Below are 20397 nucleotides of genomic sequence, written 5' to 3'. Positions count from 1 at the left end.
ATCACGCCATGACTGGTGAATCGGCCCGGAACTACCTGGCCTCGGTGGAGAGCCGCCTCCAGGCTGACGGCTGCGCGACGCGCTGGGAGGACTGGTTCGGTGTGCCCGTCCTCGTGGGGCGGCGGGCCGACTTCCGGATGCGCTGGATGGCCACCAACCTGCACCTGTTCACCGTCGCCGCCGCCGTGCCCGAGATCACCCCGCAGAGCGTCGACGCGTTCACCTCGCAGGTCCTGACGTGCGCGAAGAAGAACAAGGGCGGCCTCCCGGTCGGCATGCAGACCGGCGTCGCCGCCTTCCCCGTCCTCGTCAGCGAGCGCGTCGACCCGGCCGCCATGGCCTGGGCCGAGGAGCAGCAGCGCAACCGCTTCGCCTGCTTCGCGCGCCCCGTCGTCGTGGACAGCGCACAGCGCTACGTCGGTTTCTACCGCGGCAAGCCGGCCATCGGCCGCGTCTACGCCTCGCACCTCATCGAGAAGGGCAACCGCTACTTCAACGAGTAGTCGTTACGGTCACCGGTCACCGTCACCGGTCGCCGCGCACGCTCTGCTCTGGCCCACCGCGAGCACCCCGCGCGCCAGGTCGCCTCCCGAGTGGTGCCCGACGGCGAGCAGTTCGCGTACGGCGGGTTCCAGTTCCAGGGGAGGGCCTGCCCCGCTCAGCGCCTGCAGGAACGCGTGGGCCTGCGGTACGCATTCGCCGCGCTCCGCGTGCCGCAGGAGCGCTGCCGAGAGCAGCGGGGTGCGGCGGGACGCGTCCGCGACCGCGTCCGAGAGAGGCGCGAGAGGGCCTCCCCACGCCCGGCTCGCCAGCAGTGCGCCGCACAGGATGTCGTCACCGGACGGGGTGAGTCCGGGGCCGAGGCCGAGCAGTGCGCGGGCGGCCCGCCGGACTTCGCTCGACCTATAGGAGTGCAGGGCGTGGCGCAGGTCCGTCAGGCGGGGCGCCAGCGGGGGCGGCAGGGGTTGGGCCAGGGCGTCGAGCAGCACCGTCACCTGTCCGATGCGCGCCGGATCCGGTGGGGAGGAGGCGCCCTGGACACGGGGCGGTGTCCAGGACGCCTCCGGCTCGAAGTGAACGGGCCCGACGACTACGCGGCCTGCCCCGAAGCCGGCCCATGGTGTGTTCAGGTCCAACGGCCGGTCCGCCGACGAGAAGGGCAGGACGAGCGCGTTCGGCAGGCGGATCGCGTCCCGGGTCACCACGGCGAGCGCGGGCATCTCCCGGTCGCCGGTGGCGAGATGGACCGCGTAGCGGGTGGCGGCGACGAGGCGGGCCGGCCGGAACGGGCCGTGCAGCAGCGGGGCGACGGCCGTGCTGATGATGCCGGGGTGTACGCGACTGAGGGTGCCGAGGCGTACGTGCTCAGGGCGGGGCACCCCAGCCCGTACAGAACCCCTGCCGGCCGCCGTGCCCGTCACTCCCCGGGCTCCGGGGGCACCTCGAAGGCGCTCAGCGCGTCCGTGAAGCAGCGCATCGGGGCGTGGGTGAGGCCGGCGCCGATCTGGCCGACGCCCGGCTCGCGGTGGGCGATACCCGTGGTGATCACCGGTTCGAGGCCCGTGTCGACGACCTTGCGGATGTCGACGCCGACGGGGCTGCCGACGAAGTCGAGGCCGGGGAGCCGGTAGTCGCGGTGCCGGCCGACGGTGAGGGTCCCCATCTCCTGGCTGACGCGGCGGGCCCCTTCGGGCGTGCCGCCCACGAAGCCGACGATCGCCGGGGCGGCGGCCAGCGCGAACCCGCCCAGGCCGTGCATCTCGGTGATGGCGCTGTCACCGATGTCGGGATTGGCGTCGGCGGGTCCGTAACCGGCGAAGTAGAGGCCGTCCACGGGGGCGGCGGGCGCGGTGAACCAGGTGTCGCCGAGGCCGCTGACGCGGATGCCGACGTCGACACCATTTCGTGCGAAGGCAGTGACGACCGTAGAGTGCGGCACTTTGTGCCCGGCCATGAGCGCCAACTTGCTTGCGGCCATGGAGAAGTTGAGGAACCAGTAGTTGTTGTCGCGCAGGAAGTCCAGCGCCTCGATCCCGCCCAGGTCCGCATGCCGGGCGAGCGCGGCGGAGAGTTCGCGGGTGAGCAGGGCGCTCGCCGCGGTGTTGCGGCTGTGGCACTCGTCGCCCATCTGCAGGGCCTGCGCGGTGACCGACCGCAGGTTCACCGGCTGGGCGAGCGAGCCGATCGCAGCGCGCAGAGCGGGGCCGAGGCGCTCTCCCATCCAGCGCAGCCGCTCCATGACGTCGTCGCCGAGTGCGCCGTAGCGCAGACAACGGCCCTGTCCCTCATTGAGGTTGGAGTACGCCCGAAGCCCCGTGGCCTCGTCCTCCACGACGAGCAGGGGCATGGACGCGGAGACGACGCCCGCCATCGGGCCGACCGCGTCGTGGTGATGACAGGGGGCGAAGCGGATGGCTCCCGCGTCGGCGAGCGCTTCCGCTTCCGGCGGCGTCGCCGCCCAGCCCTCCAGGAGTGCGGCGCCGACGACGGCGGCCCGCATCGGGCCGCACATGCGCTCCCACTCGATCGGCGGTCCGGCGTGCAACAGGAGCCTCTCCCGCGCCAGTTCAGGGATCAGCTCTCCGGCGGGGCGGACGTCGGTCCACATCGGCACGACGCCCAGGATCCTTTCGAGTGCTTCGGAGTTGGCGGCCTCCACGGCCGGGTGCGCGACCAGGCGGGCGAGCCCGGCACCGAGTTCCGGATCACCGTAGGCCGGGGGGCGCCAGTCGACCGCGGTCACCGTCGCGCCCGCGGCCCGCGGTGGCCCGGCGAACGCGTCGACACCGACGTTCACGACGTGCGGGACGCCGGTCAGGAGGCCCTGCGCGGGCGCGGCTTGTGCGGGCATGGCATGTGCGGTCATGCGGTCTCTCCGATCCGGGAGTCAGGGGCGGGGGCACGGGTAGCTGGGGTGAGCGCCAAGGCGTCACTAGTGGACAGGAGTTCGGCGCACATCCGCGCAGCCGTCGTACTGCTGTCGACGACATACGCGCCCGCGTCGCGCAGGATCCGCCGCTGTGCGGTGAGCCCCTGCGGGTCATCATCGGTGCCCACGACGAACGCGATCACCGGCGGTGCGTCGGCGGGAGCCTCGGCCAGCGCTCCGGCGAGAGCCGCTGCCGGATCCGGCGCGGCGCCGTGTCCGATGACCACGTCGAGGACGACCGCGGCGCTGCGCGGGTCCGCGAGGGCGGCCCGAAGGTACTCGGTGCGGACCGTGGGGTCGATCATCGGGTGGGGGCGCCCGGCGGTGAACTCGTCGTCGCCCAGGTCGAGTACGAGATGCCGGTCCGGGAGGCGCGGGGGCGCGCCCGGCGCGGGCGGGGGAGCGGTACGGGTGATGTCACCGAGCACCGGGCCGAGGAGCCAGGCCGCCTCGTGGGCGAACGTGCCGCCCGCGTACAGGGCCCGCAGCAGGCGGCGCGGCGGAGCGGGGGCGGGCAGCTTGGGCTGCTCTTCGCCGGGTGGGAGCGCCCCGCCGGCAGCAAGGGAGGCTGCGGACCGTGCCGCCTCGAAGAGGGTGGGAGCGAGCGTGATTCGGGCCGGGGCGGGGGAGGTCTCGTCCGTGCCGAGGAAGCAGGCCACCACGGGTTTCCCCAACGCGCCCGCGTGCCACAGCAGTTGCTCGGCCACGTGTGGGGCAGGCGGTTTGGACACGAGGACGATGACGTCCGTCGCGGGGTCCGCGGACAGGGCATCGAGCCCGGCCCGCATCGTCAGCCCGCCCACATCCGCGCTCACGTCGCGGCTGCCCGTGCCGATCACATGGCTGACCCCGGCGCCCATGGAGTGCAGCAGGCTCGACACCTGCTGCAGTCCCGTACCGGAGGCTCCGACCAGGCCGACGCGGCCCGCCCGCACTTCGTTGGCGAAGCCGAGGGGGATGCCGCTGATGACCGCGGTTCCGCAGTCCGGCCCCATGACGAGCAGCCCGCGGCGGGCGGCCTCCCGCTTCAGGAGCACCTCCTGCTCGATCGGCACGTGATCGCTGAAGACGAAGGCGTGCAGGCCCAGGCGCAGCGCCTTGAGAGCTTCGGCGGCCGCGTACCGTCCGGGGGTGGAGATCAGCGCGAGACGTGCGTCGGCGGGAGCGCCGGCGAGCGAGCGCACCGGGGGCCCCGCGTCCGCACCGGCCTCCGGTCCTGCGCCCGGTCCCTCGCCGGGACCGGAGAGGGCATCGACCACCAGGGCGAGGGCAGTGTCCACCGCGTCGCGTTCGCCGCGGACGGCGACGAGCAGGTCGTTGGGTCCGGCGTCGTGGCCCGGGGTGGTCAGCAGCCCCGACCGCGCGAGGACGTCGCGGTTGGCGGGTGTTCCCATCACGAGGCTGATGGTTTCGACGCCCGGCGGTTCGGCCAGGCGGGCGGCAACCCTCATGAGGGCGACGGAGTCGGCGTAGAGATCCTTGTGCACGGCGTTTCGTAGCACCATGGTGGCGACTCTAGGCAGCGGCCCGCCCCTTGCAGCATGGCTCGAAGTGTCAGAATCAGCCGGGGATTTACCGGCAACGGGTGACAGTGACCCGCCTTGCGGGGGTAGGTGCCGGCCGTAAGGCGCACTTGCTCAGTGCCGGTCGCGCGAGGAGAGCAACCGGTGGGCGTGGACGGCCAGTTCGGTCTGGAGCCGGGCCGTCGGCCGGCGTTCGAGACCGCCGGTGAGGCGGTCGATCTGGCGCAGTCGATAGCGCAGGGTGTTGTAGTGGATGTGCAGCCGCGCGGCGGTGGCCACGCCGTTTCGATCCTGGAGGAGATAGACGCTGAGGGTCTCGACGAGGCTGCCCTCGTGCTCGGCGTCATGGGCGAGCAGCGGGCCGAGCGCGTCGTCGACGAGGGCCGTGAGCTCCGCCGCGGGAAGCTGTCCGAGGAGCCGGTACACCCCCAGGTCCGCGTAGCCGCGAACGAAGTCGGGGCCGTGCAGTTCGCGGCCGAGCGTCAGGGTCTGCGCCGCTTCCTCGTAGCTGTGGTGGTAGTCGGTGAAGTCGTCCCGGACGGTGCCGGCGGCGACAGCCACGTCCCAGCCGGGGTGCGCGGCGGTGACAGCCGCATGCAGGGCCTGACACCGGCCGGCGAGTGACGGCCCCGGTTCCATCAGCAGGACGAGCCCGCTCTGGCTGCCCCAGATGATCGCGCCGGACCCGGCCGCCGACCGTACGAGCGGCAACAGCCGCTCCTCCAGGGCGAGTTCGGTGTCGGTGGGACTGCCGACGCCGGTGCAGGCGACCTCGACGAGCACGACCGCGCGGGGCAGCCGCAGGTTCCAGCCCATGGCCGCGGCCCGGCGCGCGGTCTCGGCGCGGTCGCGGGGCGGCCGGGAGACCAGCTCCATCAGGAGCAGCGTGCGGTAGCGCTGCTGGCGGCTGGCCAGGGCGCGTTCCTGGGCGGCGATGGTCGCCGCGACGGTCGTGGCGTGCTCCAGCGCCATCCGCTGATGAGTGTCGAGCTCATGAGCGGAAGCAGTGGCCGCCCCGGCCCCGTGGTCCGCCACCTCCGTGTCGTCCCGCCACAGCGCCACGGCGCCGCTCGTGCCCGTGCCCGTCTCGATGGCACGCTCGGCGGCGGGCGGACGGTCGGCAGGCGGGGAGCCCGCGGAGGCCAGGATCCACCCGTGCTCGTCGAGCACGGCGGCCGCGCAGCCGGACAGTTCGAGCAGTACGTTCATGAGCTCCTGGTAGGAGCCTCCGTCGAGGGCCACCGCCGTGAGTCGTTCATGGATGGCGCGCGAACGCTCCAACTCCAAGGCCTGACGGTTCAGTACGGTGCCCAGCACCTCGGACAGGATGTCGTTGAACATGACGGCGCCCGGCAACTCGACGACAGGGAAGCCGAGTTCGTCCGCCATCGCGAGCATCGCAGGCGGCAACGCGGGCAGATAAGGGCCCACCTTCACGGCCAGGGCGGCGAGGCCGCGCTCGGCGAGTACGGGGATCAGGTCGCTCAGCGCCTCCGCGTCGTCACGGACGGCGTAGGCGGTGGTCAGCAGCAGTTCACCGCCGCGCATCCAGCGCACGATGTCGGGGACTTCCATGATGTTGACGACGCGGATACGGCGGCCGCGGCCGCTCGCCCCGGCGACGAGCCGTGCGCCGCTGAGACAGGGCAGGGCCAGCGCCTCGCTCACGGTCAGCCCGGGAGAGAGGCCGTAGGGGACGGTCGGGGCGGTACCGATACCGATGCCTGTCATGCACAGTCACTATGCGACAGCCGCGAGTAACCTGTAATACCCCGCGCGTAACTTCCATGTTTCCCACCGCGGTTGCGGACGCCCCTTGTCAGCGGGTGTCAACGGTGGGCCGCTCATCCTGGCGTCCGGTGCCCATGACCGGCTCGGCCCGCCGCTCTTACGGTGACTCGCATGACTCCCCGATCCGTGCCGAGGACAGCGGTGGTCGCCATCGGCGGCAACGCGCTGCTGCGCGGTGGCACCCACGCCACCGTCGCCGAACAGGTCGAGGCCGCACGCCGGCTCGCGTCCCCCGTCGTGGCGCTGGCCGACACGGGGTGGCGGGTTGTCGTCACCCATGGCAACGGCCCTCAGGTCGGATTCATCAAGCGCCGCGGGGACCTCGCGGCGGCGCTGGCGCCCGAACTGCCCGCTGTCGGCCTCGACATGTGTGTGGCCGACTCGCAGGGCGGCCTCGGATCCATCCTGGCGACCGCGATCGCGGGCCGCCTCCGGCCGCTCGGTCGCGCCGATGACCGGGTCGCCGCGCTGATCACCCACACCGTGGTCACCGCGGACGACGAGGCGTTCAGCCGCCCGGCCAAACGCATCGGATCCTTCTACCCGCCGGCCAGGGCAAAGGAGCTGGCGCACCGCCACGGCTGGACCGTGGCGGAGGAGGACGCGCGGGGCCGGCGGCGCGTGGTCCCGTCGCCCCGGCCGCGCCGGATCCTGGAGACGGAGGCCGTGCGAGCGCTGTCCTCGGCCGGATTCACGGTGATCGCGGGCGGTGGCGGCGGCATCCCCCTTGTAGAGACCGAGGGCGGCTACCGGGGCGTCGAAGCCGTCATCGACAAGGACCTGACCTCGGCGCATCTCGGCGCGGACCTGCTGGTCATCACCACCGGAGTGGAACGCGTCGCCGTCGACCACGGCCGGCCCACGCAGCGCTACCTGGACCGGCTCACCCACGACGAGGCCGAACGTCTCCTGGCGCAGGGCCAGTTCCCGCCGGGCAGCATGGGCCCCAAGATCCGAGCCGCCCTCGACTTCCTGCGCGGTGCCCCCGGCCGTCAGGTGCTCATCGCCTCACCGCAGCAGCTCGGCGCCGCTCTCGACGGGCGCGCCGGCACCTGGCTCGCCGGCGAACCGGCGCGGACCACCGAAGAACCCTTCAACGGCACCGTCACGGCAGGGAGGCCGCAGTGATACTCGAAGCGGGACAGGGCCCGATCGACGGCACGCACTATCTGCGTGCCACACCGGAGACCGCCGGCTGGGGGCGGCTGCCGTGCCGCACCACCGCGCCGGCACTCACGATCGACTCCGGCGACAGCGTCACCTTCGACACCGTCTCGCACGAGGGCATCCTGGAGGACCAGGGGCGCGATCCGGCGGCCTTCTTCGGGCGGTACGGCATCGCCGCGACCGAAGTGCTCTCCGACGCCCGCCTGTTGGCGAAGTCACCCCCGCCACGGGACCCGGACGGGGACGGGCCTCACGTCGTCAGTGCGCCCGTCCACATCAAGGGCGCCGAGCCGGGCGACCTCCTCAAGGCCGAAGTGCTGTCCCTGCACCGGCGCGCCGACTACGGCGTCATCTCCAGTCGGCACGGCCGTGGCGCCCTGCCCGATGAATTCGCCCGCACAGGGCCGGAGTTCACCTTCTGCGCGGTGGAGCGTGCGGCCGGCCGGGACGTCGGCGTGATCCGCTACGGCAACGGCCGGGCGGCGGCCCGGTTCCCGCTGCGGCCCTTCATGGGCATCATGGGCGTGGCCACCGACACGGACGAGCCGGAGCACTCCGTGCCACCAGGACGGCACGGCGGCAACCTCGACATCAAGGACCTCGCGACGCACTCCGCGCTCTACCTGCCCGTACAGACGGCCGGGGCGGGCTTCTACACCGGAGATCCGCACTACGCCCAGGGCAACGGCGAAGTCGCCCTCACCGCCCTGGAGGCGCCGCTGCGCGCCACATTCCGGCTCACCCTCCTCAAGGGCCCACGGGCCCGTGCGGCCGCCGCGGCCCTCACGCATCCCTTCGGCGAGACCGACCGGCACTGGATCCCCGTGGGGCTGCACGAGGACCTCGGCGAGGCGATGCGGGAAGCGGTCCGCGCCGCCGTCCGCTTCCTCACGGACCGCTTCGGGATGGACGGGCCGGCCGCGTACGCCTACCTGAGCGCGGCGGCGGACTTCGAGATCTCGCAGGTCGTCGACCAGGTCCAGGGAGTGCACTGCCTCATCCGCAAGGCGGACTTCCCTGACTGATCCAGTTGCATCCGGTATCCATCCCGTCCGATCGCGGCTGATCGCACCTGCCGCGTATGCCAGTCCCCCCGCATCCGCCCCCGCCCATCCACCCACCGGGAGCCCGTATGCCTCAACTGATACTGCGTCAAGCACGCGTCGAGGACGCCCGGTCGCCTTGCGACGTGGTGATCGACGGCGGCCGGGTGCGAGCCGTCGGGGACGCCTCGGGCCAGGACGCCGACGAGGTGATCGACTGCGCGGGCCGGGTTGTCCTGCCCGGCTTCGTCGAACCGCATCTGCATCTCGACAAGGCCCTCCTGGACGGCGTACGAAGCAACCCCGACGGAACCCTCGCCGGAGCGATCGCGGTGACCGGCGAACTGAAGAGCGCGTTCACCCACGAGGACGTACTGGCGCGTGCGCGGCGCGTCCTCGAGGCGGCGGTCCTCAACGGTACGACGGTGATCCGCGCCCATCCGGACGTCGACCCGATCGCTGGGCTGCTCGGCGTCGAGGTCGTGCTCCAACTCCGAGAGGAGTACGCGGATGTGGTGGACCTCCAGATCGTGGCGTTCCCCCAGGAGGGCGTCCTGCGCTCACCCGGCACCGAGAAGCTGCTGATCGCGGCGCTGGCGGCGGGCGCCGACGTGGTGGGCGGCTGCACGTACAACGAGGGCACCCTGGACGACTGCCGCCGCCACGTCGAGCTCGTACTCGACCTCGCCGCACAGCACGGAGTCCCGGCCGATCTGCACGCCGACTTCGCCGACGACGCGTCCGACCCCCGGTACGCGCTCGCCGAGTTCATCGCCGGTGAGACCGTGCGACGGGGCCTGGGAGGCCGGGTGACGCTCGGCCATATGACGTCGCTCGGCGGCCGGGAGCCGGCGGACCGGGCGCGGGCGATGGCGGCACTCGCCGACGCGGGCGTCGCCGTCGTGCCGCTCCCGGCGACCGACCTGCACCTCGGTGGCCGACGCGACACCCGGTCGGTCCGGCGGGGGATTGCCCCGGTCCGAGAACTGTGGGACCACGGCGTGCTCGCCGCCTGCTCCTCCAACAACATCCGCAACGCCTTCACCCCGTTCGGGCGCGCGGACCCCCTGGACACGGCGCTCCTGCTGGCGCAGACCGGCCATCTGTCCGGGCCCGCCGACCTCCACCGGGTGCTGCGCATGGTCACGCACGACGCGGCCCGCGTCGTCGGGGTCGCCGACGACTACGGCGTGCGGCCCGGCGCCCGCGCCGACCTGGTGGTCCTCGACACGCAGGTCTACGACGACATCGTCCTGGACCGGCCCGAACGCGCCCATGTCATCAAGGCGGGAAAGGTGGTGGCCCGCACGGTCAGGACCAGCGAACTCCTCGTCCACTGAGCCCCCCGTCGCACCCCCAACAGCCCCCCACGCGCCCCCGCACGGCACCGCGCTCTGCCATCCGACTCCAGCAGAGGAATCCCCATGCGCGAACGCCTCTCTCACGAAATCGTTGCCTCCGTACTCGCCGGTCTGACGGCGTTCATCGGAGGGACCGCGCTCCATCTCCCGCCCTGGGCGATCTTCATCTCGTGGGCGGCCGTCTTCGCTCTCGGAGGGCCGAGCTGGGCGAACGCACGCAGGCTGTGGTGCACGATGCCCGCCGGCTCCGCCTTCGCCCTGATCATCGTGCTGATCGACCAGCACGCGGGCACGGCGTTCGGCGACAGCCAGTTCGCCAGGAACGCCGTGCTGGCCCTGGTGATCATGGTCGTCAACACCGTCCTGATGTACACGGGCCGCATCAAGGCGTTCTCGCTGATTCCCGGCATGTTCCTCGGCTTCGCCAGCTACTTCGCCACGTTCTTCGGAGGCTTCGGCTACAAGCCGGGCAACATCTGGGCGGCGTGGGTCTGCGTGGTCGCGATGAACGCGCTCGGGCCGGTCTTCGCCTATCTGTCCAACCGGCTCATGTACCCGATCTTCTCGCCGGTGCCGACGTCGGTCGTGGCGTCCGCGGGCCCCGTGCACCACGACGGCCGCACACCGTCGGCCGGTAGCGCACAGGCCGAGTAAGGCCTCCGTCACCTCCCGGGCAGCCGCTCCACCGCGAACGCCCTGCCCGGGTTGTCGACGAGGATCCGGTCCACCAGCGCTTTGCCCAGGGCCAGTTCGAGGCGAGGACGGACGCGGCGCAGCAGATACGGCATCCCGGGCCCGCCGCTGACCGAACGCGCCCCGGCGGTCGTCGTGTCGCCGCCGAGCAGGAGCCGGTCGCCGAACCCCGCGTCGGCGAGCGCCGCCATCGCGTCCGGCATCCGCCAGTCCGTCGCGTGGTTGGCGCGCGACGGCCCGTCGAAGGCGAGATACGCGCCGGACTCTGCGGCCTGGCGGTGCACGGCGAAGTCGGGGGAGCGGTTGAGGTGCCCGAGCACGACCCGCTCCGGCGCCACCCCCAACTCCCCGCACAGCAGGTCGAGTACGTCGAGTACGCCCGTACCCAGCTCGTGGTGGACGGCGATCGGTGCGCCCGTCGCGTGATGGGCCTCGGCGGCGGCCCGCATCGTCCACACCGCGTGGTCGTCGAGGGCGTGGAAGCCGCCCGCGACCTTGATGAGCCCGGCCCGCACACCGCTGTCGCCGATCCCCGCGGTGAGTTCCCGCACGAACACGTCGGTGAGGACGGGGCGCAGCCGGGCGAGCAATTCCGGTGTGTAGTGGGCGGCTTGATGAAGTCCCGTCGCGGCCACGATGCGTACACCCGTCGCGGACGACAGCTCGGGCAGCAGCTCGGCCCGTCGTCCGAGCCCGTGCGGTGTCCACTGGACGACCGCGCCGCCGCCCGCCTCCCGGTAGGCGCGCAGTTCCGCCTCGGCGGCTGCCGCGTCGTCGAGTTCCTGGCCGGGGAGCAGCGGGCTGCGGAAGAAGAGGTGGTCGTGCGCGTCGCACACGCCGAGTTCCTCCGGAGCCACATCCCCGAGCACGGTCCGTACGGTCGCGGTCACCACTGCCTCCCCCGGGGAAGTTGGTCGCGCTCGGGCGCGCTCAGGTGCAGCACCTCGTAGACGTCGCCCGGCGTGTCCGGCGACGCGTGGTCCCAGAGGGAGAAGGTGAGCAGCTCCCAGTGGCGCGGGTCGACGGCGACCGCCGCGCACACGGCCCCGTCCTGCCCGGCGATGCGGGCCGCGTCGCGCACGGCGGCGCCCGTCACTTCGGCGAGCGGCGCCCTCCCGGTGAGGGGTGTCCGGCGGCGCACCGCGCTCCTCGGGGTGGCGTGCGAGGCCGGCCCCTCTTCGTACGCGAGCCCGGCCCAGTGCTGCACCTCGGGTCGCCCGAAGTCGTCCACGATCCCCTGGAAACCGGGCCCCCACAGGAACGAGTTCATGCCCTGAGCGGTGTTCCACAGATAGCACGGCGCGTACTGGTTCACGGGTGACCCGGCGACGCCGCGCTCCCGCATCAGATAGGCCTTGAGCCCGAGTCCGGGGAAGTCGTCCAGAAGATGCCCCCTGGTCTCCACCCGTTTGCGGATGACGGCCATGTCGTAGTCGGCGGGCAGTGTGATCTCGTACTGCATCGCGTGCACGGTCGTGTCACTCCTCGGCTCAGGCGGCGGGTACGAGCAGCGAGAGCAGTCCGCGCACCCCCGCGTCGAAAGCGGCGGGCGAGCCCGACGCGCGGGCCAGCACATAGCCGCCCTGGACCGTCGCGACGATCGTCGCCGCGATCTCCTCGGCATCCAGCGAAGGCGCGAACTCGCCCTGTTCCTTGCCCTCTTCGACGATCCCGGCGAGCTGCTCCCGCAGCCAGTCGATCGTCTCGTCGACCGGAGCGCGCAGCGCGTCGCTCGCGATCACATCCGGGTCCATCGCGAGCCGGCCGACCGGGCAGCCGCGCAGCACATCGCGCTCGCGCCGCAGATACGCCTCGACGCGGGCGTACGCGGAGCCCGCGCCGCCGAACGACTCCGCGGCCGTGGCCCGCATCTCCTGCGCCGTCCGCTCGATCGCGGCGAGCGCGAGGTCCTGCTTCCCCCCGAAGTGGTGGTACATGCTGCCCTGCCCCGCGTCGGCGCGCTGCTGGATCGCCTTGGGGCTCGTGCCCACGTACCCCCGCTCCCACAGGAGCTCGCGAGTGGACTCGATCAACCGGTCCGAAGTGCTCATGAAGTCACTGTACATACTAGTAGGTACAGAAGTCGAGAGCGAGGAGAGTAGGCCGAAGCAGGCTCAGTACTCCCGCGGTGGTACGCGCGCTGCCGCTGGCTGTACGACGACTTCGACCCCCCTTCGGAGCGAGTCTCGAGTCATCGAGAAAGCGTGAACACACGTTCCGAGGAGATGACTCTCATGCAGACCCTGGCGAACTGGGACGGCGGGCCCGGCCCGTGGATCCTGTTCTTCCCGCTGATCTGGGCGGCCGTCGTCATCGGCGTCGTCACGCTGCTGCGCCGCACCGTGTGGCGCGGACGCCGTCGTGGCGGCCCCTGGCGGCCCGCCGCCGACGAGAACTCGCCCCTCACCGTGCTCGGCCGGCGCTTCGCCGCGGGCGAGATCGACGAGGACGAGTACTGGCGCCGCAGCTCCGTCCTGAACGAGGAGTTCGGCCGCACCAAGGGCGGTGCGGAATGACCACCGCCACCCTCACCCGGACCGCGGCCCGAGTCGTCGACGCCGTGAAGGTCTACGGCAGCGGCGACACCGCGGTCCGGGCCCTGGACGGCGTGAGCGTCGGCTTCGAGGCCGGGAGGTTCACCGCGATCATGGGTCCCTCCGGCTCCGGCAAGTCCACGCTCATGCACTGCGCCGCGGGCCTCGACACCCTCAGCGCCGGCTCCGCCTTCATCGGCGACACCGACCTGAGCTCCCTCGACGACCGCCGCCTGACCCTGCTGCGCCGCGACCGCATCGGCTTTGTGTTCCAGGCCTTCAACCTGCTGCCGACGCTGACGGTCGCGGAGAACATCACCCTGCCGATGGACCTCGCGGGCGCGAAGGGCGACGCCGCCTCCAGGGAGTGGATCGACACCCTGGTCGACATCGTCGGCTTGCGCGACCGCCTGCACCACCGGCCGTCCGAACTCTCCGGCGGACAGCAGCAGCGCGTCGCCGTGGCCCGGGCCTTCGCGGGCCGTCCCGACGTCGTCTTCGCCGACGAGCCCACCGGCAACCTCGACTCGCGCTCCGGCGAGGAGGTGCTCGGGCTCCTCGGCCGCGCCGTACGGCAGATGGACCGCACGGTCGTCATGGTCACCCACGACCCGGTGGCCGCCGCCCACGCCGACGAGGTCGTCTTCCTCGCCGACGGCCGCCTGGTCGACCGGATGCAGGACCCGACCCCGGACAGGGTCCTCGACCGCATGAAGGCCTTCGACGCGGCCGGCGGCGCACGACATGCGGGGGAGACGCCGTCATGAGCTCCGTGAGCACCTCCGCGCGCCTGAGCCTGTCGTCCCTGCGCGCCCACAAGCGGCGCTTCGCCGGCACCTTCCTGGCCGTCCTGCTCGGCGTCGCGTTCCTCACCGGCACGCTGGTCATGGGCGACACCCTGCGCGCCAGCTTCGACACCATGTTCGGCAACGCGTCGAGCGGCACCGACGCCGTCGTCCGCAGCACGAACGTGATCACGACCCCCGGTGAGAGCCAGGGCACCCGGCAGCCCGTCGCCGCGTCGCTCGCGAAGAAGCTCGCGGACACCCCGGGCGTCGCCGCCGCCGTGCCCGGCATCCAGGGCGCGGGCCAGCTCGTCGGCAGCAACGGCAAGGCGATCGGCGGCCAGGGCCCGCCCACCCTCGCGGGCAACTGGATCGCCGATCCCGAACTCAACCCGTACCGCCTGGCCGAAGGACACCCCCCTTCGAGGACCGGCGAGGTGGTCGTCAACCGTGGAGCCGCCAAAAAGGGCGACCTCAAGATCGGCGACACCACGACCCTGCGCACCCCCGACCCCGTCAAGGTGACGATCGTCGGCCTCGCCACGTTCGGCGGCGAGGACGGCATGGCCCAGGTGACGTACACCGGCATGACGCAGGCCGACGCGGAGAAGTACCTCACGCCGAAGCCCGGCGAGGCCGCGTCCATCCAGGTGCGGGCCGGCCCCGGCACCAGCCAGCGGGAACTCGTCGGCGAGCTGACTCCCGTACTGCCCAAGGGAGTCGAGGCCATCACCGGTGAGGCGTCGGCGCAGGAGAACACCGACATGATCTCCGGCCAGTTCCTGACCCTCTTCACCACATTCCTCCTCGTGTTCTCCGGCATCGCCCTGCTCGTGGCGACCTTCTCGATCCACAACACGTTCGCGATCGTCGTCGCCCAGCGCACCCGGGAGAACGCCCTCCTGCGTGCCCTCGGCGCCTCCCGCCGCCAGGTCACCGCCACCACGCTCGTCGAGGCGAGCGCCGTCGCCGTCCTCGCGTCGGCCGCCGGTCTCGCCGGCGGCATCGGCATCGCGGCCGGGCTCCAGGCGCTCTTCCCCGCGATCGGCTTCCCGTTCCCCGACGGCGCTCTCGTGATCAGCAGCCTGTCCCTGCTGCTCCCGCTCGCCGTCGGCATCCTCGTCTGTCTCGGCTCGGCGCTCCTGCCCGCCGTACGAGCCGGACGCACCGCACCCCTCGCGGCCCTGCGCGAGACGGCAGTCGACCAGTCCGGGGCCTCGCGCCGCCGCGCCGTCATCGGCACGGCACTGGGCGTCGCGGCGGTCGCCGTCACCCTGACCGGTGTCCTCGCGTCGCCGTCCATCTGGCTCGCCGGCCTCGGCAGCGTGCTGATCCTCGTCGCGTTCGTGGTGCTCGGTCCCGTCGCCTCGTCGCGCGCCGTACGCGTCCTCGGCAGCCCGCTCGACAAGCTGCGCGGCGTCACCGGCGGTCTCGCCCGGCGCAACGCGCTGCGCAGCCCCAAGCGCACCGCCGCCACCGCGAGCGCCCTGATGATCGGTGTCGCCGTCGTCTCCCTGTTCACCGTCTTCGGCGCCTCGCTGAAGGCGACCATGGACCAGACGGTGTCCCGCTCCTTCGCCGGTGACATCGCCGTGTCCGCGCCGTCGTTCGGCGCGGGCGGCAGCGGCCTCAGCCCGAAGCTCGCCCCGGCCATCGCCGGGCAGCCGCAGGTCGCGACAGCCGTGGGCCTGGGCAAGGGCGTCGCGGACGTCGACGGCGAGGGCCGCGCCCTCACCGTCACCGACCCGGCCGCGCTCGCCAGGTCCTTCGACCTGGGCACCGTCCGCGGCTCGCTGAGCGACCTCGGCACGGACGGCATCGCGATCAACCGCAAGGAGGCCGGCAAGCAGCACCTGGAACCGGGCAGCACCGCCCGGCTGGCCTTCACCGACGGCAAGCAGCAGAACTTCACCGTCCGCGCGGTCTACGGGCAGTCGGAGCTCGCGGGGGACTACGTCATCACGCGTGAGGCCTGGGCCCCGCACCGCGCCCAGGACTCCGACACCCTGATCGCCGTCACGTTCAAGGACGGCGTGAGCACGGCCGACGGCAAGGCCGCCGTGTCCAAGGTCGCGGAGGCGTACGGGAATCCGGAGGTGCAGACCCGCGACGAGTACGCGCAGTCGTCCGCCGGCGGCATCGACATGATGCTGACCCTGGTCTACGCGCTGCTGGCCCTCGCCGTGCTGATCGCTCTGCTCGGCATCGCCAACACCCTCACCCTGGCCGTCCACGAACGCACCCGTGAACTGGGCCTGTTGAGGGCCGTCGGCCAGACCCGCGCCCAGCTGCGGGCCATGGTCCGGTGGGAGTCCGTCCTGGTCGCGGCGTTCGGCACCGCGGGTGGCCTGGTGCTCGGCGGCTTCCTCGGCTGGGTCCTGGTCGAGGCGTCGGACGGTGCGAGCGACAGCGCGTTCGCGTTCGCCCTGCCCCCGCTCCAGCTCGTCGTCGTGGCCCTGGTGGGCCTCGCCGCCGGAGCGCTCGCGGGCCTGCGTCCGGCCCGCCGCGCCGCACGCCTCGACGTGCTGCGGGCCATCGCCACCGAGTGACGCGGTCCGTGCCGTCAGGAGTGACGTGGCCCGTGCCGTACGAGGGGGTGGTCACCGCCCGGTCAGCCGACAACGGCCGACCGGGCGGGAGCATGTCGGGCCGCGCGGCGGTCCGCCGGGGAGTCCATCTCGGGGAAGACGTCCGCCACCCGGTACTCGGGAATCGCCGGCAGCGGGAGCGCCGCCGGTGGCGCGGGGAGCGTGAACCACACGACCTTGCCGTCCTCGCCCTGCGGACGCGCGCCCCAGCTCTCGCTGACCGCGGCGACCAGGGCGAGGCCCCGGCCGCAGGTCGAGAGCGGGTCGGCGTCGCACAGTTGCGGCAGGTGCGGGTCGTGGTCGTGCACCGACACCGTGAGTCGGTCGCGCAGCAGCTCTATCTCGACGGTGCACATCTTGTCGGGACCGGCGTGCCGATGGACGTTGGTCAGCAGCTCGGTCACGCCGAGCATGGCCTCGTCGATCAGGGGATCCAGATGCCAGTAGCGCAACTGCGCCGATACGATTCTGCGGACCTGGCGGATCCGCGACGGCAGGGCCTGGAGCTCCACCGTGCAGTGCTTGCTTGGGTGGCTGATCACGGCTGCGACTCCCCGAATTGAAGGTCCGGAAGAAGGCGGAGTACCGAGCCAGCAGAGGGTCGCGTTGTCGGCCGAGGCCCGCCTGCTGCGTGTCCGGCGGGCTGGTTCGCAGCGTTATCGCCGGTAAACCCTGAGTAGTGATGTGTGACCAGAGTGACTCAGGGGGTGCGAGCCTGCAACTCGCGGACGCAGTCCCCCAGTCCGCCGCCGGCTACGTCAGCCGGCCGCGCGCCCTGCGCACCGCGTCGAGGAACCGACGCGTCGTGGGCGGCCCGCTCTCGCCGGCGAGACGGGGTACCGCGTCGCCCGGCTCATGATCGTCGCCGAGTTTCAGCAGGTAGCGCCTGCCGCCGACATCGGCGAGCGCCCGGTCGCCGGGCGCGAACCAGGCCTTGCCGGCGCGGACTTCCTGGAGCGGCGCGCTGTCGATCTCGCTGCCGTAACTCGTGAGCAGTTCGAGACGGCCGCCCTTGATGCGGACCTCGCCTGCCCGGGTGAGCGAGCGAAGCAGTCGCCCTATGCGCACACCCGTCGCCGTGAACTCCGGCTCCGCCATGTCGTCCGCCCCCTTGGTGTGAGCTCTCACCGGCCCCGCGGTGCAGTCTGCCCGCACGAAGGCGTCCGCACCAGTGCGCGGGGGAGTGCGCCCGGCAGGGGAAGGGCCGACTCACGCCTTTGTTCCTCCGCACGCCCGTTCCCGCCCTGGGGCAGGTGTTCCTTTGAGTTGCTCAAAGGGGTGTTTATGCAGGTGAGAAGCGTGCGGAAGGTGTTTATGATCGGGGCGTCCGACCGGTCGTAAAGACGACGGCCGGGTGTGGACGGCGTCGGACCGGCGCTCGGAACGACGCTAAGGAGCCATGCGGTGAGTACCCCTAGGCAGAACCCGTCAGCCGTGATCCCCCAAGGGCCGGAACCGGTGCCCACACTGGACGTGGACCACACGGACGCCGCGTACCGTAGCTGGCTCAAAGAAGCCGTACGAAAGGTCCAGGCCGACGCCAACCGGTCGGCCGACACCCACCTCCTGCGTTTCCCGCTCCCCGAGGAGTGGGGCATCGACCTCTATCTCAAGGACGAGTCGACGCACATCACCGGCAGCCTGAAGCACCGGCTCGCCCGCTCGCTGTTCCTCTACGGCCTGTGCAACGGGTGGATCCGGCCCGGCCGCCCCGTCATCGAGGCGTCCAGCGGTTCGACCGCCGTCTCCGAGGCCTACTTCGCGAAGCTCATCGGGGTGCCCTTCATCGCCGTGATGCCCCGTACCACCAGCTCCGAGAAGATCCGCCTGATCGAATTCCACGGCGGCCGGTGCCACTTCGTCGACGACTCGCGCACGATGTACCAGGAGTCGGCGGCCCTCGCGGTCGAGACCGGCGGCCACTACATGGACCAGTTCACGTACGCGGAGCGGGCCACGGACTGGCGCGGCAACAACAACATCGCGGAGTCGATCTACCGGCAGCTGGAACTGGAGCGCTACCCCGAGCCCACCTGGATCGTCGCCACCGCCGGCACCGGAGGCACCTCCGCGACCATCGCCCGGTACGTCCACTACATGCAGCACGACACCCGCATCTGCGTCGCGGACCCCGAGAACTCCTGCTTCTTCGAGGGCTGGACGACCGGGGACCCGGACGTCACCTGCGACTGCGGTTCCCGCATCGAGGGGATCGGCAGGCCCCGCATGGAGCCGAGCTTCGTGCCCGGCGCGATCGACCGCATGATGAAGGTGCCGGACGCGGCGAGCGTCGCCGCCGTGCGCGCCCTGGAGGGCGCCATCGGCCGCAAGGCGGGCGGCTCGACCGGTACGGGCCTGTGGAGCGCACTGAAGATCGTCGCCGAGATGGTGGCCGAGGGCAGGACCGGCAGCGTCGTCACCCTGCTGTGCGACCCGGGGGACCGCTACCTCGACAAGTACTACTCCGACCAGTGGCTGGCCCACCAGGGTATGGACATCGCGCCGTACACGCGGACCATCGAGACGCTGCTCGCCACGGGAGTCTGGCCGAGCGCCGACTGAGGGCCCGGGAGCTTCCTCAACTCGCCCTGGAGTCCCGGGAGTTGGCGGCGATCCTGCGGTCGAGTGCGGCCACCGCGTCACGGAACGCCCGGCCGAGTCCGGCCCGGCCGAGCCGCAGGCCCACCCGGAAAGCGGCGGCGCCGTCCGCGGCGAACGTCCACTGCACCCGCGTCCCGCCGACGCCCGACGGCGTGAGCCGCCACTCCTCGACGAGGGCACGTATCCCCGGCGCGTTGGTCTCGTCCACCCGGTACGCGTACACCGTGTCGGGCTCGGCCGCGAGGATGGTCTCCCGCATGCGCGTACCGCCCCTGAGCCGCACCTCGCGCCCCGCGCCGCCGTCCGTCGGGCGGGCGAGCGTCACGGCGGAGAACCACTCGGGCCAGCCCGTCACGTCTTCGGAGAGCGCCCTGAACACCGCCTGCGGAGGTGCGGACACCTCACGGGCGAAGACCAGGCGCAGCGGCGCGGACTCGGTGAACTCGAGCCCCACGGGCTTCAGTCGGCGTGCCATGGACGTTCAGCCCCCAAGCGGAATCGGGCGGTTGACCGGGCAGAGGTCACCATAGCTGGCGAACCGTCAGATGTCTGTACCTGTTCCGGGCTCGCCCGCGATGACCAGCCGCAGCTCCTCCGAGATCTCCGCGCGCGCGTCCGGGGGCAGCCCCGCGTCCGTCACGAGCGTGTCCACCTGGTCGAGCGAGGCGAACGAACTCAGGCCCACCGTCCCCCACTTGGTGTGGTCGGCGACCACGACGACCCGGCGCGCGGACTGCACGAGGCGCCGGTTCGTCTCCGCCTCCGCCAGGTTCGGCGTCGACAGGCCGGCCTCCAGCGATATGCCGTGCACACCGAGGAACAGCACGTCGAAGTGGAGCGCCGCGATGGCCTGGTCCGCGACCGGCCCCACCAGAGAATCGGAAGGTGTTCGCACGCCGCCCGTGAGGACCACGGTCGCCGCGCCCTGCCGCTGTCCCGACGAGCGCTGCGCACCGTGGAACACGTCCGCCACCCGCACCGAGTTGGTCACCACGGTCAGGTCCGGCACGTCGAGGAGGTGGTGGGCCAGCGCATACGTCGTGGTGCCGCCGGACAGCGCGATGGCGGTGCCCGGCGCCGCCAGGGCCGCGGCGGTCCGCGCGATGTCCTCCTTGGCGCTGAGCTCCAGACCCGACTTCGCCTCGAAGCCCGGCTCGTGCGTGCTTGCCTCCTCCACGGGGACCGCGCCGCCGTGCACCTTCTCCAGGACGCCCTGCCGGGCGAGCGCGTCGAGATCACGGCGGACCGTCATGTCGGAGACGCCCAGCTTGCGCGTGAGCTCGTTGACCCTGACGCCGCCACGGCGCCTGACCTCGTCGAGGATCAAGGCCCGGCGCTGCTCCGCGAGGAGGTTCTGATTCTCGCTCACGTCCTGTCGGATC

The 20397-nt window shown here is 72.1% G+C and carries 20 protein-coding genes; 9 read left to right on the top strand and 11 right to left on the bottom strand.

The genetic code is table 11. The features are described from left to right. Window positions 1–8 precede the first annotated feature (8 nt). Window positions 9–503: a levansucrase gene (locus ACWIGU_RS43035; RefSeq protein ID WP_454407342.1), complete on the top strand. Its 495-nt coding sequence runs from the start codon at window positions 9–11 to the stop codon at window positions 501–503. Between the two features lie 9 nt (window positions 504–512). On the opposite strand, the gene ACWIGU_RS43030 is transcribed toward ACWIGU_RS43035, so the two are convergent. From ACWIGU_RS43030 to ACWIGU_RS43015, 4 genes are all read right to left on the bottom strand, one after another. Further along, window positions 513–1379, bottom strand: a complete 867-nt coding sequence (locus tag ACWIGU_RS43030; RefSeq protein WP_454407341.1) for a DUF2877 domain-containing protein — start codon at window positions 1377–1379, stop codon at window positions 513–515. Window positions 1380–1417: 38 nt separating this feature from the next. Beyond that, complete coding sequence (locus ACWIGU_RS43025) at window positions 1418–2866, bottom strand: DUF1116 domain-containing protein (RefSeq protein ID WP_454407340.1); 1449 nt, start codon at window positions 2864–2866, stop codon at window positions 1418–1420. Next, window positions 2863–4434 carry an acyl-CoA synthetase FdrA gene (fdrA, locus tag ACWIGU_RS43020; RefSeq protein ID WP_454407339.1) on the bottom strand — a complete coding sequence of 524 codons (1572 nt, stop codon included), beginning with the start codon at window positions 4432–4434 and terminating at the stop codon, window positions 2863–2865. Before fdrA ends, ACWIGU_RS43025 begins: the two co-directional genes overlap by 4 nt. A gap of 132 nt (window positions 4435–4566) precedes the next feature. Then, the gene (locus ACWIGU_RS43015; protein ID WP_454407338.1) at window positions 4567–6183 is read right to left on the bottom strand and encodes a PucR family transcriptional regulator; all 1617 of its coding nucleotides are present in this window, start codon (window positions 6181–6183) and stop codon (window positions 4567–4569) included. Window positions 6184–6354: 171 nt separating this feature from the next. Between ACWIGU_RS43015 and ACWIGU_RS43010 the strand changes: the two genes are divergently transcribed. The 4 genes from ACWIGU_RS43010 to ACWIGU_RS42995 all read left to right on the top strand — a co-directional run bounded on the left by ACWIGU_RS43010 (window position 6355) and on the right by ACWIGU_RS42995 (window position 10468). Next, a complete protein-coding gene (locus ACWIGU_RS43010) occupies window positions 6355–7371 on the top strand; it encodes a carbamate kinase (RefSeq protein ID WP_454407337.1) in 1017 nt (338 codons plus the stop codon). Further along, the gene (locus ACWIGU_RS43005) at window positions 7368–8435 is read left to right on the top strand and encodes an acetamidase/formamidase family protein (RefSeq protein WP_454407336.1); all 1068 of its coding nucleotides are present in this window, start codon (window positions 7368–7370) and stop codon (window positions 8433–8435) included. Before ACWIGU_RS43010 ends, ACWIGU_RS43005 begins: the two co-directional genes overlap by 4 nt. 107 nt (window positions 8436–8542) lie before the next feature. Continuing rightward, window positions 8543–9793, top strand: coding sequence for an amidohydrolase family protein (locus ACWIGU_RS43000; protein WP_454407335.1), 1251 nt, complete (start codon window positions 8543–8545; stop codon window positions 9791–9793). Window positions 9794–9877: 84 nt separating this feature from the next. Continuing rightward, window positions 9878–10468, top strand: coding sequence for a DUF1097 domain-containing protein (locus ACWIGU_RS42995; protein WP_454407334.1), 591 nt, complete (start codon window positions 9878–9880; stop codon window positions 10466–10468). Between the two features lie 8 nt (window positions 10469–10476). On the opposite strand, the gene ACWIGU_RS42990 is transcribed toward ACWIGU_RS42995, so the two are convergent. From ACWIGU_RS42990 to ACWIGU_RS42980, 3 genes are read right to left on the bottom strand one after another with little or no spacing between them, the layout of a single operon-like run. Beyond that, window positions 10477–11397 (bottom strand): phosphotriesterase family protein, encoded by a 921-nt coding sequence (locus tag ACWIGU_RS42990; RefSeq protein WP_454407333.1) that lies wholly within the window; start codon window positions 11395–11397, stop codon window positions 10477–10479. Next, window positions 11394–11978 carry a DUF4865 family protein gene (locus ACWIGU_RS42985; protein ID WP_454407332.1) on the bottom strand — a complete coding sequence of 195 codons (585 nt, stop codon included), beginning with the start codon at window positions 11976–11978 and terminating at the stop codon, window positions 11394–11396. Before ACWIGU_RS42985 ends, ACWIGU_RS42990 begins: the two co-directional genes overlap by 4 nt. A 19-nt stretch (window positions 11979–11997) precedes the next feature. Beyond that, a complete protein-coding gene (locus ACWIGU_RS42980; protein WP_454407331.1) occupies window positions 11998–12558 on the bottom strand; it encodes a TetR/AcrR family transcriptional regulator in 561 nt (186 codons plus the stop codon). A gap of 183 nt (window positions 12559–12741) precedes the next feature. On the opposite strand from ACWIGU_RS42980, the gene ACWIGU_RS42975 reads away from it, so the two are divergent. From ACWIGU_RS42975 to ACWIGU_RS42965, 3 genes are read left to right on the top strand one after another with little or no spacing between them, the layout of a single operon-like run. Further along, complete coding sequence (locus tag ACWIGU_RS42975) at window positions 12742–13023, top strand: SHOCT domain-containing protein (RefSeq protein WP_100598543.1); 282 nt, start codon at window positions 12742–12744, stop codon at window positions 13021–13023. After that, a complete protein-coding gene (locus ACWIGU_RS42970; RefSeq protein WP_454407330.1) occupies window positions 13020–13808 on the top strand; it encodes an ABC transporter ATP-binding protein in 789 nt (262 codons plus the stop codon). The genes ACWIGU_RS42975 and ACWIGU_RS42970 overlap by 4 nt, the downstream gene beginning before the upstream one ends. 5 nt (window positions 13809–13813) lie before the next feature. Continuing rightward, window positions 13814–16375, top strand: coding sequence for an ABC transporter permease (locus ACWIGU_RS42965; protein WP_454407372.1), 2562 nt, complete (start codon window positions 13814–13816; stop codon window positions 16373–16375). Window positions 16376–16437: 62 nt separating this feature from the next. On the opposite strand, the gene ACWIGU_RS42960 is transcribed toward ACWIGU_RS42965, so the two are convergent. Together ACWIGU_RS42960 and ACWIGU_RS42955 are read right to left on the bottom strand one after the other, a co-directional pair. Continuing rightward, entirely contained in the window at window positions 16438–16956 is a 519-nt protein-coding gene (locus ACWIGU_RS42960) for an ATP-binding protein (RefSeq protein WP_454407329.1), read from the bottom strand. Window positions 16957–17167: 211 nt separating this feature from the next. After that, the gene (locus ACWIGU_RS42955) at window positions 17168–17512 is read right to left on the bottom strand and encodes a hypothetical protein (RefSeq protein WP_356287178.1); all 345 of its coding nucleotides are present in this window, start codon (window positions 17510–17512) and stop codon (window positions 17168–17170) included. Window positions 17513–17818: 306 nt separating this feature from the next. Here ACWIGU_RS42955 and ACWIGU_RS42950 point away from each other — a divergent pair, with 306 nt between their 5' ends. After that, a complete protein-coding gene (locus tag ACWIGU_RS42950; protein ID WP_454407328.1) occupies window positions 17819–18976 on the top strand; it encodes a PLP-dependent cysteine synthase family protein in 1158 nt (385 codons plus the stop codon). Window positions 18977–18992: 16 nt separating this feature from the next. Here ACWIGU_RS42950 and ACWIGU_RS42945 read toward each other — a convergent pair whose 3' ends face one another. Both ACWIGU_RS42945 and ACWIGU_RS42940 read right to left on the bottom strand, forming a co-directional pair. Beyond that, complete coding sequence (locus ACWIGU_RS42945; protein WP_454407327.1) at window positions 18993–19490, bottom strand: SRPBCC family protein; 498 nt, start codon at window positions 19488–19490, stop codon at window positions 18993–18995. A gap of 66 nt (window positions 19491–19556) precedes the next feature. After that, window positions 19557–20384 carry a DeoR/GlpR family DNA-binding transcription regulator gene (locus tag ACWIGU_RS42940; RefSeq protein ID WP_454407326.1) on the bottom strand — a complete coding sequence of 276 codons (828 nt, stop codon included), beginning with the start codon at window positions 20382–20384 and terminating at the stop codon, window positions 19557–19559. Window positions 20385–20397 lie beyond the last annotated feature (13 nt).

It is taken from the genome of Streptomyces sp. NPDC055400, assembly GCF_053644375.1.
Note: the sequence above shows the minus strand (reverse complement) of the source record. Positions and strands in the feature narration are given on the sequence as shown.

What these genes read in the sequence shown, in the direction of transcription:
- ACWIGU_RS42975 (WP_100598543.1), top strand. Translation starts at nt 12,742, where the DNA reads ATGCAGACCCTGGCGAACTGGGACGGCGGGCCCGGCCCGTGGATCCTG.
- ACWIGU_RS42955 (WP_356287178.1), bottom strand. Translation starts at nt 17,512, where the DNA reads ATGGCGGAGCCGGAGTTCACGGCGACGGGTGTGCGCATAGGGCGACTG.
- ACWIGU_RS43000 (WP_454407335.1), top strand. Translation starts at nt 8,543, where the DNA reads ATGCCTCAACTGATACTGCGTCAAGCACGCGTCGAGGACGCCCGGTCG.
- ACWIGU_RS42980 (WP_454407331.1), bottom strand. Translation starts at nt 12,558, where the DNA reads ATGAGCACTTCGGACCGGTTGATCGAGTCCACTCGCGAGCTCCTGTGG.
- ACWIGU_RS43035 (WP_454407342.1), top strand. Translation starts at nt 9, where the DNA reads ATGACTGGTGAATCGGCCCGGAACTACCTGGCCTCGGTGGAGAGCCGC.
- ACWIGU_RS42970 (WP_454407330.1), top strand. Translation starts at nt 13,020, where the DNA reads ATGACCACCGCCACCCTCACCCGGACCGCGGCCCGAGTCGTCGACGCC.
- ACWIGU_RS43025 (WP_454407340.1), bottom strand. Translation starts at nt 2,866, where the DNA reads ATGACCGCACATGCCATGCCCGCACAAGCCGCGCCCGCGCAGGGCCTC.
- ACWIGU_RS43010 (WP_454407337.1), top strand. Translation starts at nt 6,355, where the DNA reads ATGACTCCCCGATCCGTGCCGAGGACAGCGGTGGTCGCCATCGGCGGC.
- ACWIGU_RS42995 (WP_454407334.1), top strand. Translation starts at nt 9,878, where the DNA reads ATGCGCGAACGCCTCTCTCACGAAATCGTTGCCTCCGTACTCGCCGGT.
- ACWIGU_RS43015 (WP_454407338.1), bottom strand. Translation starts at nt 6,183, where the DNA reads ATGACAGGCATCGGTATCGGTACCGCCCCGACCGTCCCCTACGGCCTC.
- ACWIGU_RS42945 (WP_454407327.1), bottom strand. Translation starts at nt 19,490, where the DNA reads ATGGCACGCCGACTGAAGCCCGTGGGGCTCGAGTTCACCGAGTCCGCG.
- fdrA (WP_454407339.1), bottom strand. Translation starts at nt 4,434, where the DNA reads ATGGTGCTACGAAACGCCGTGCACAAGGATCTCTACGCCGACTCCGTC.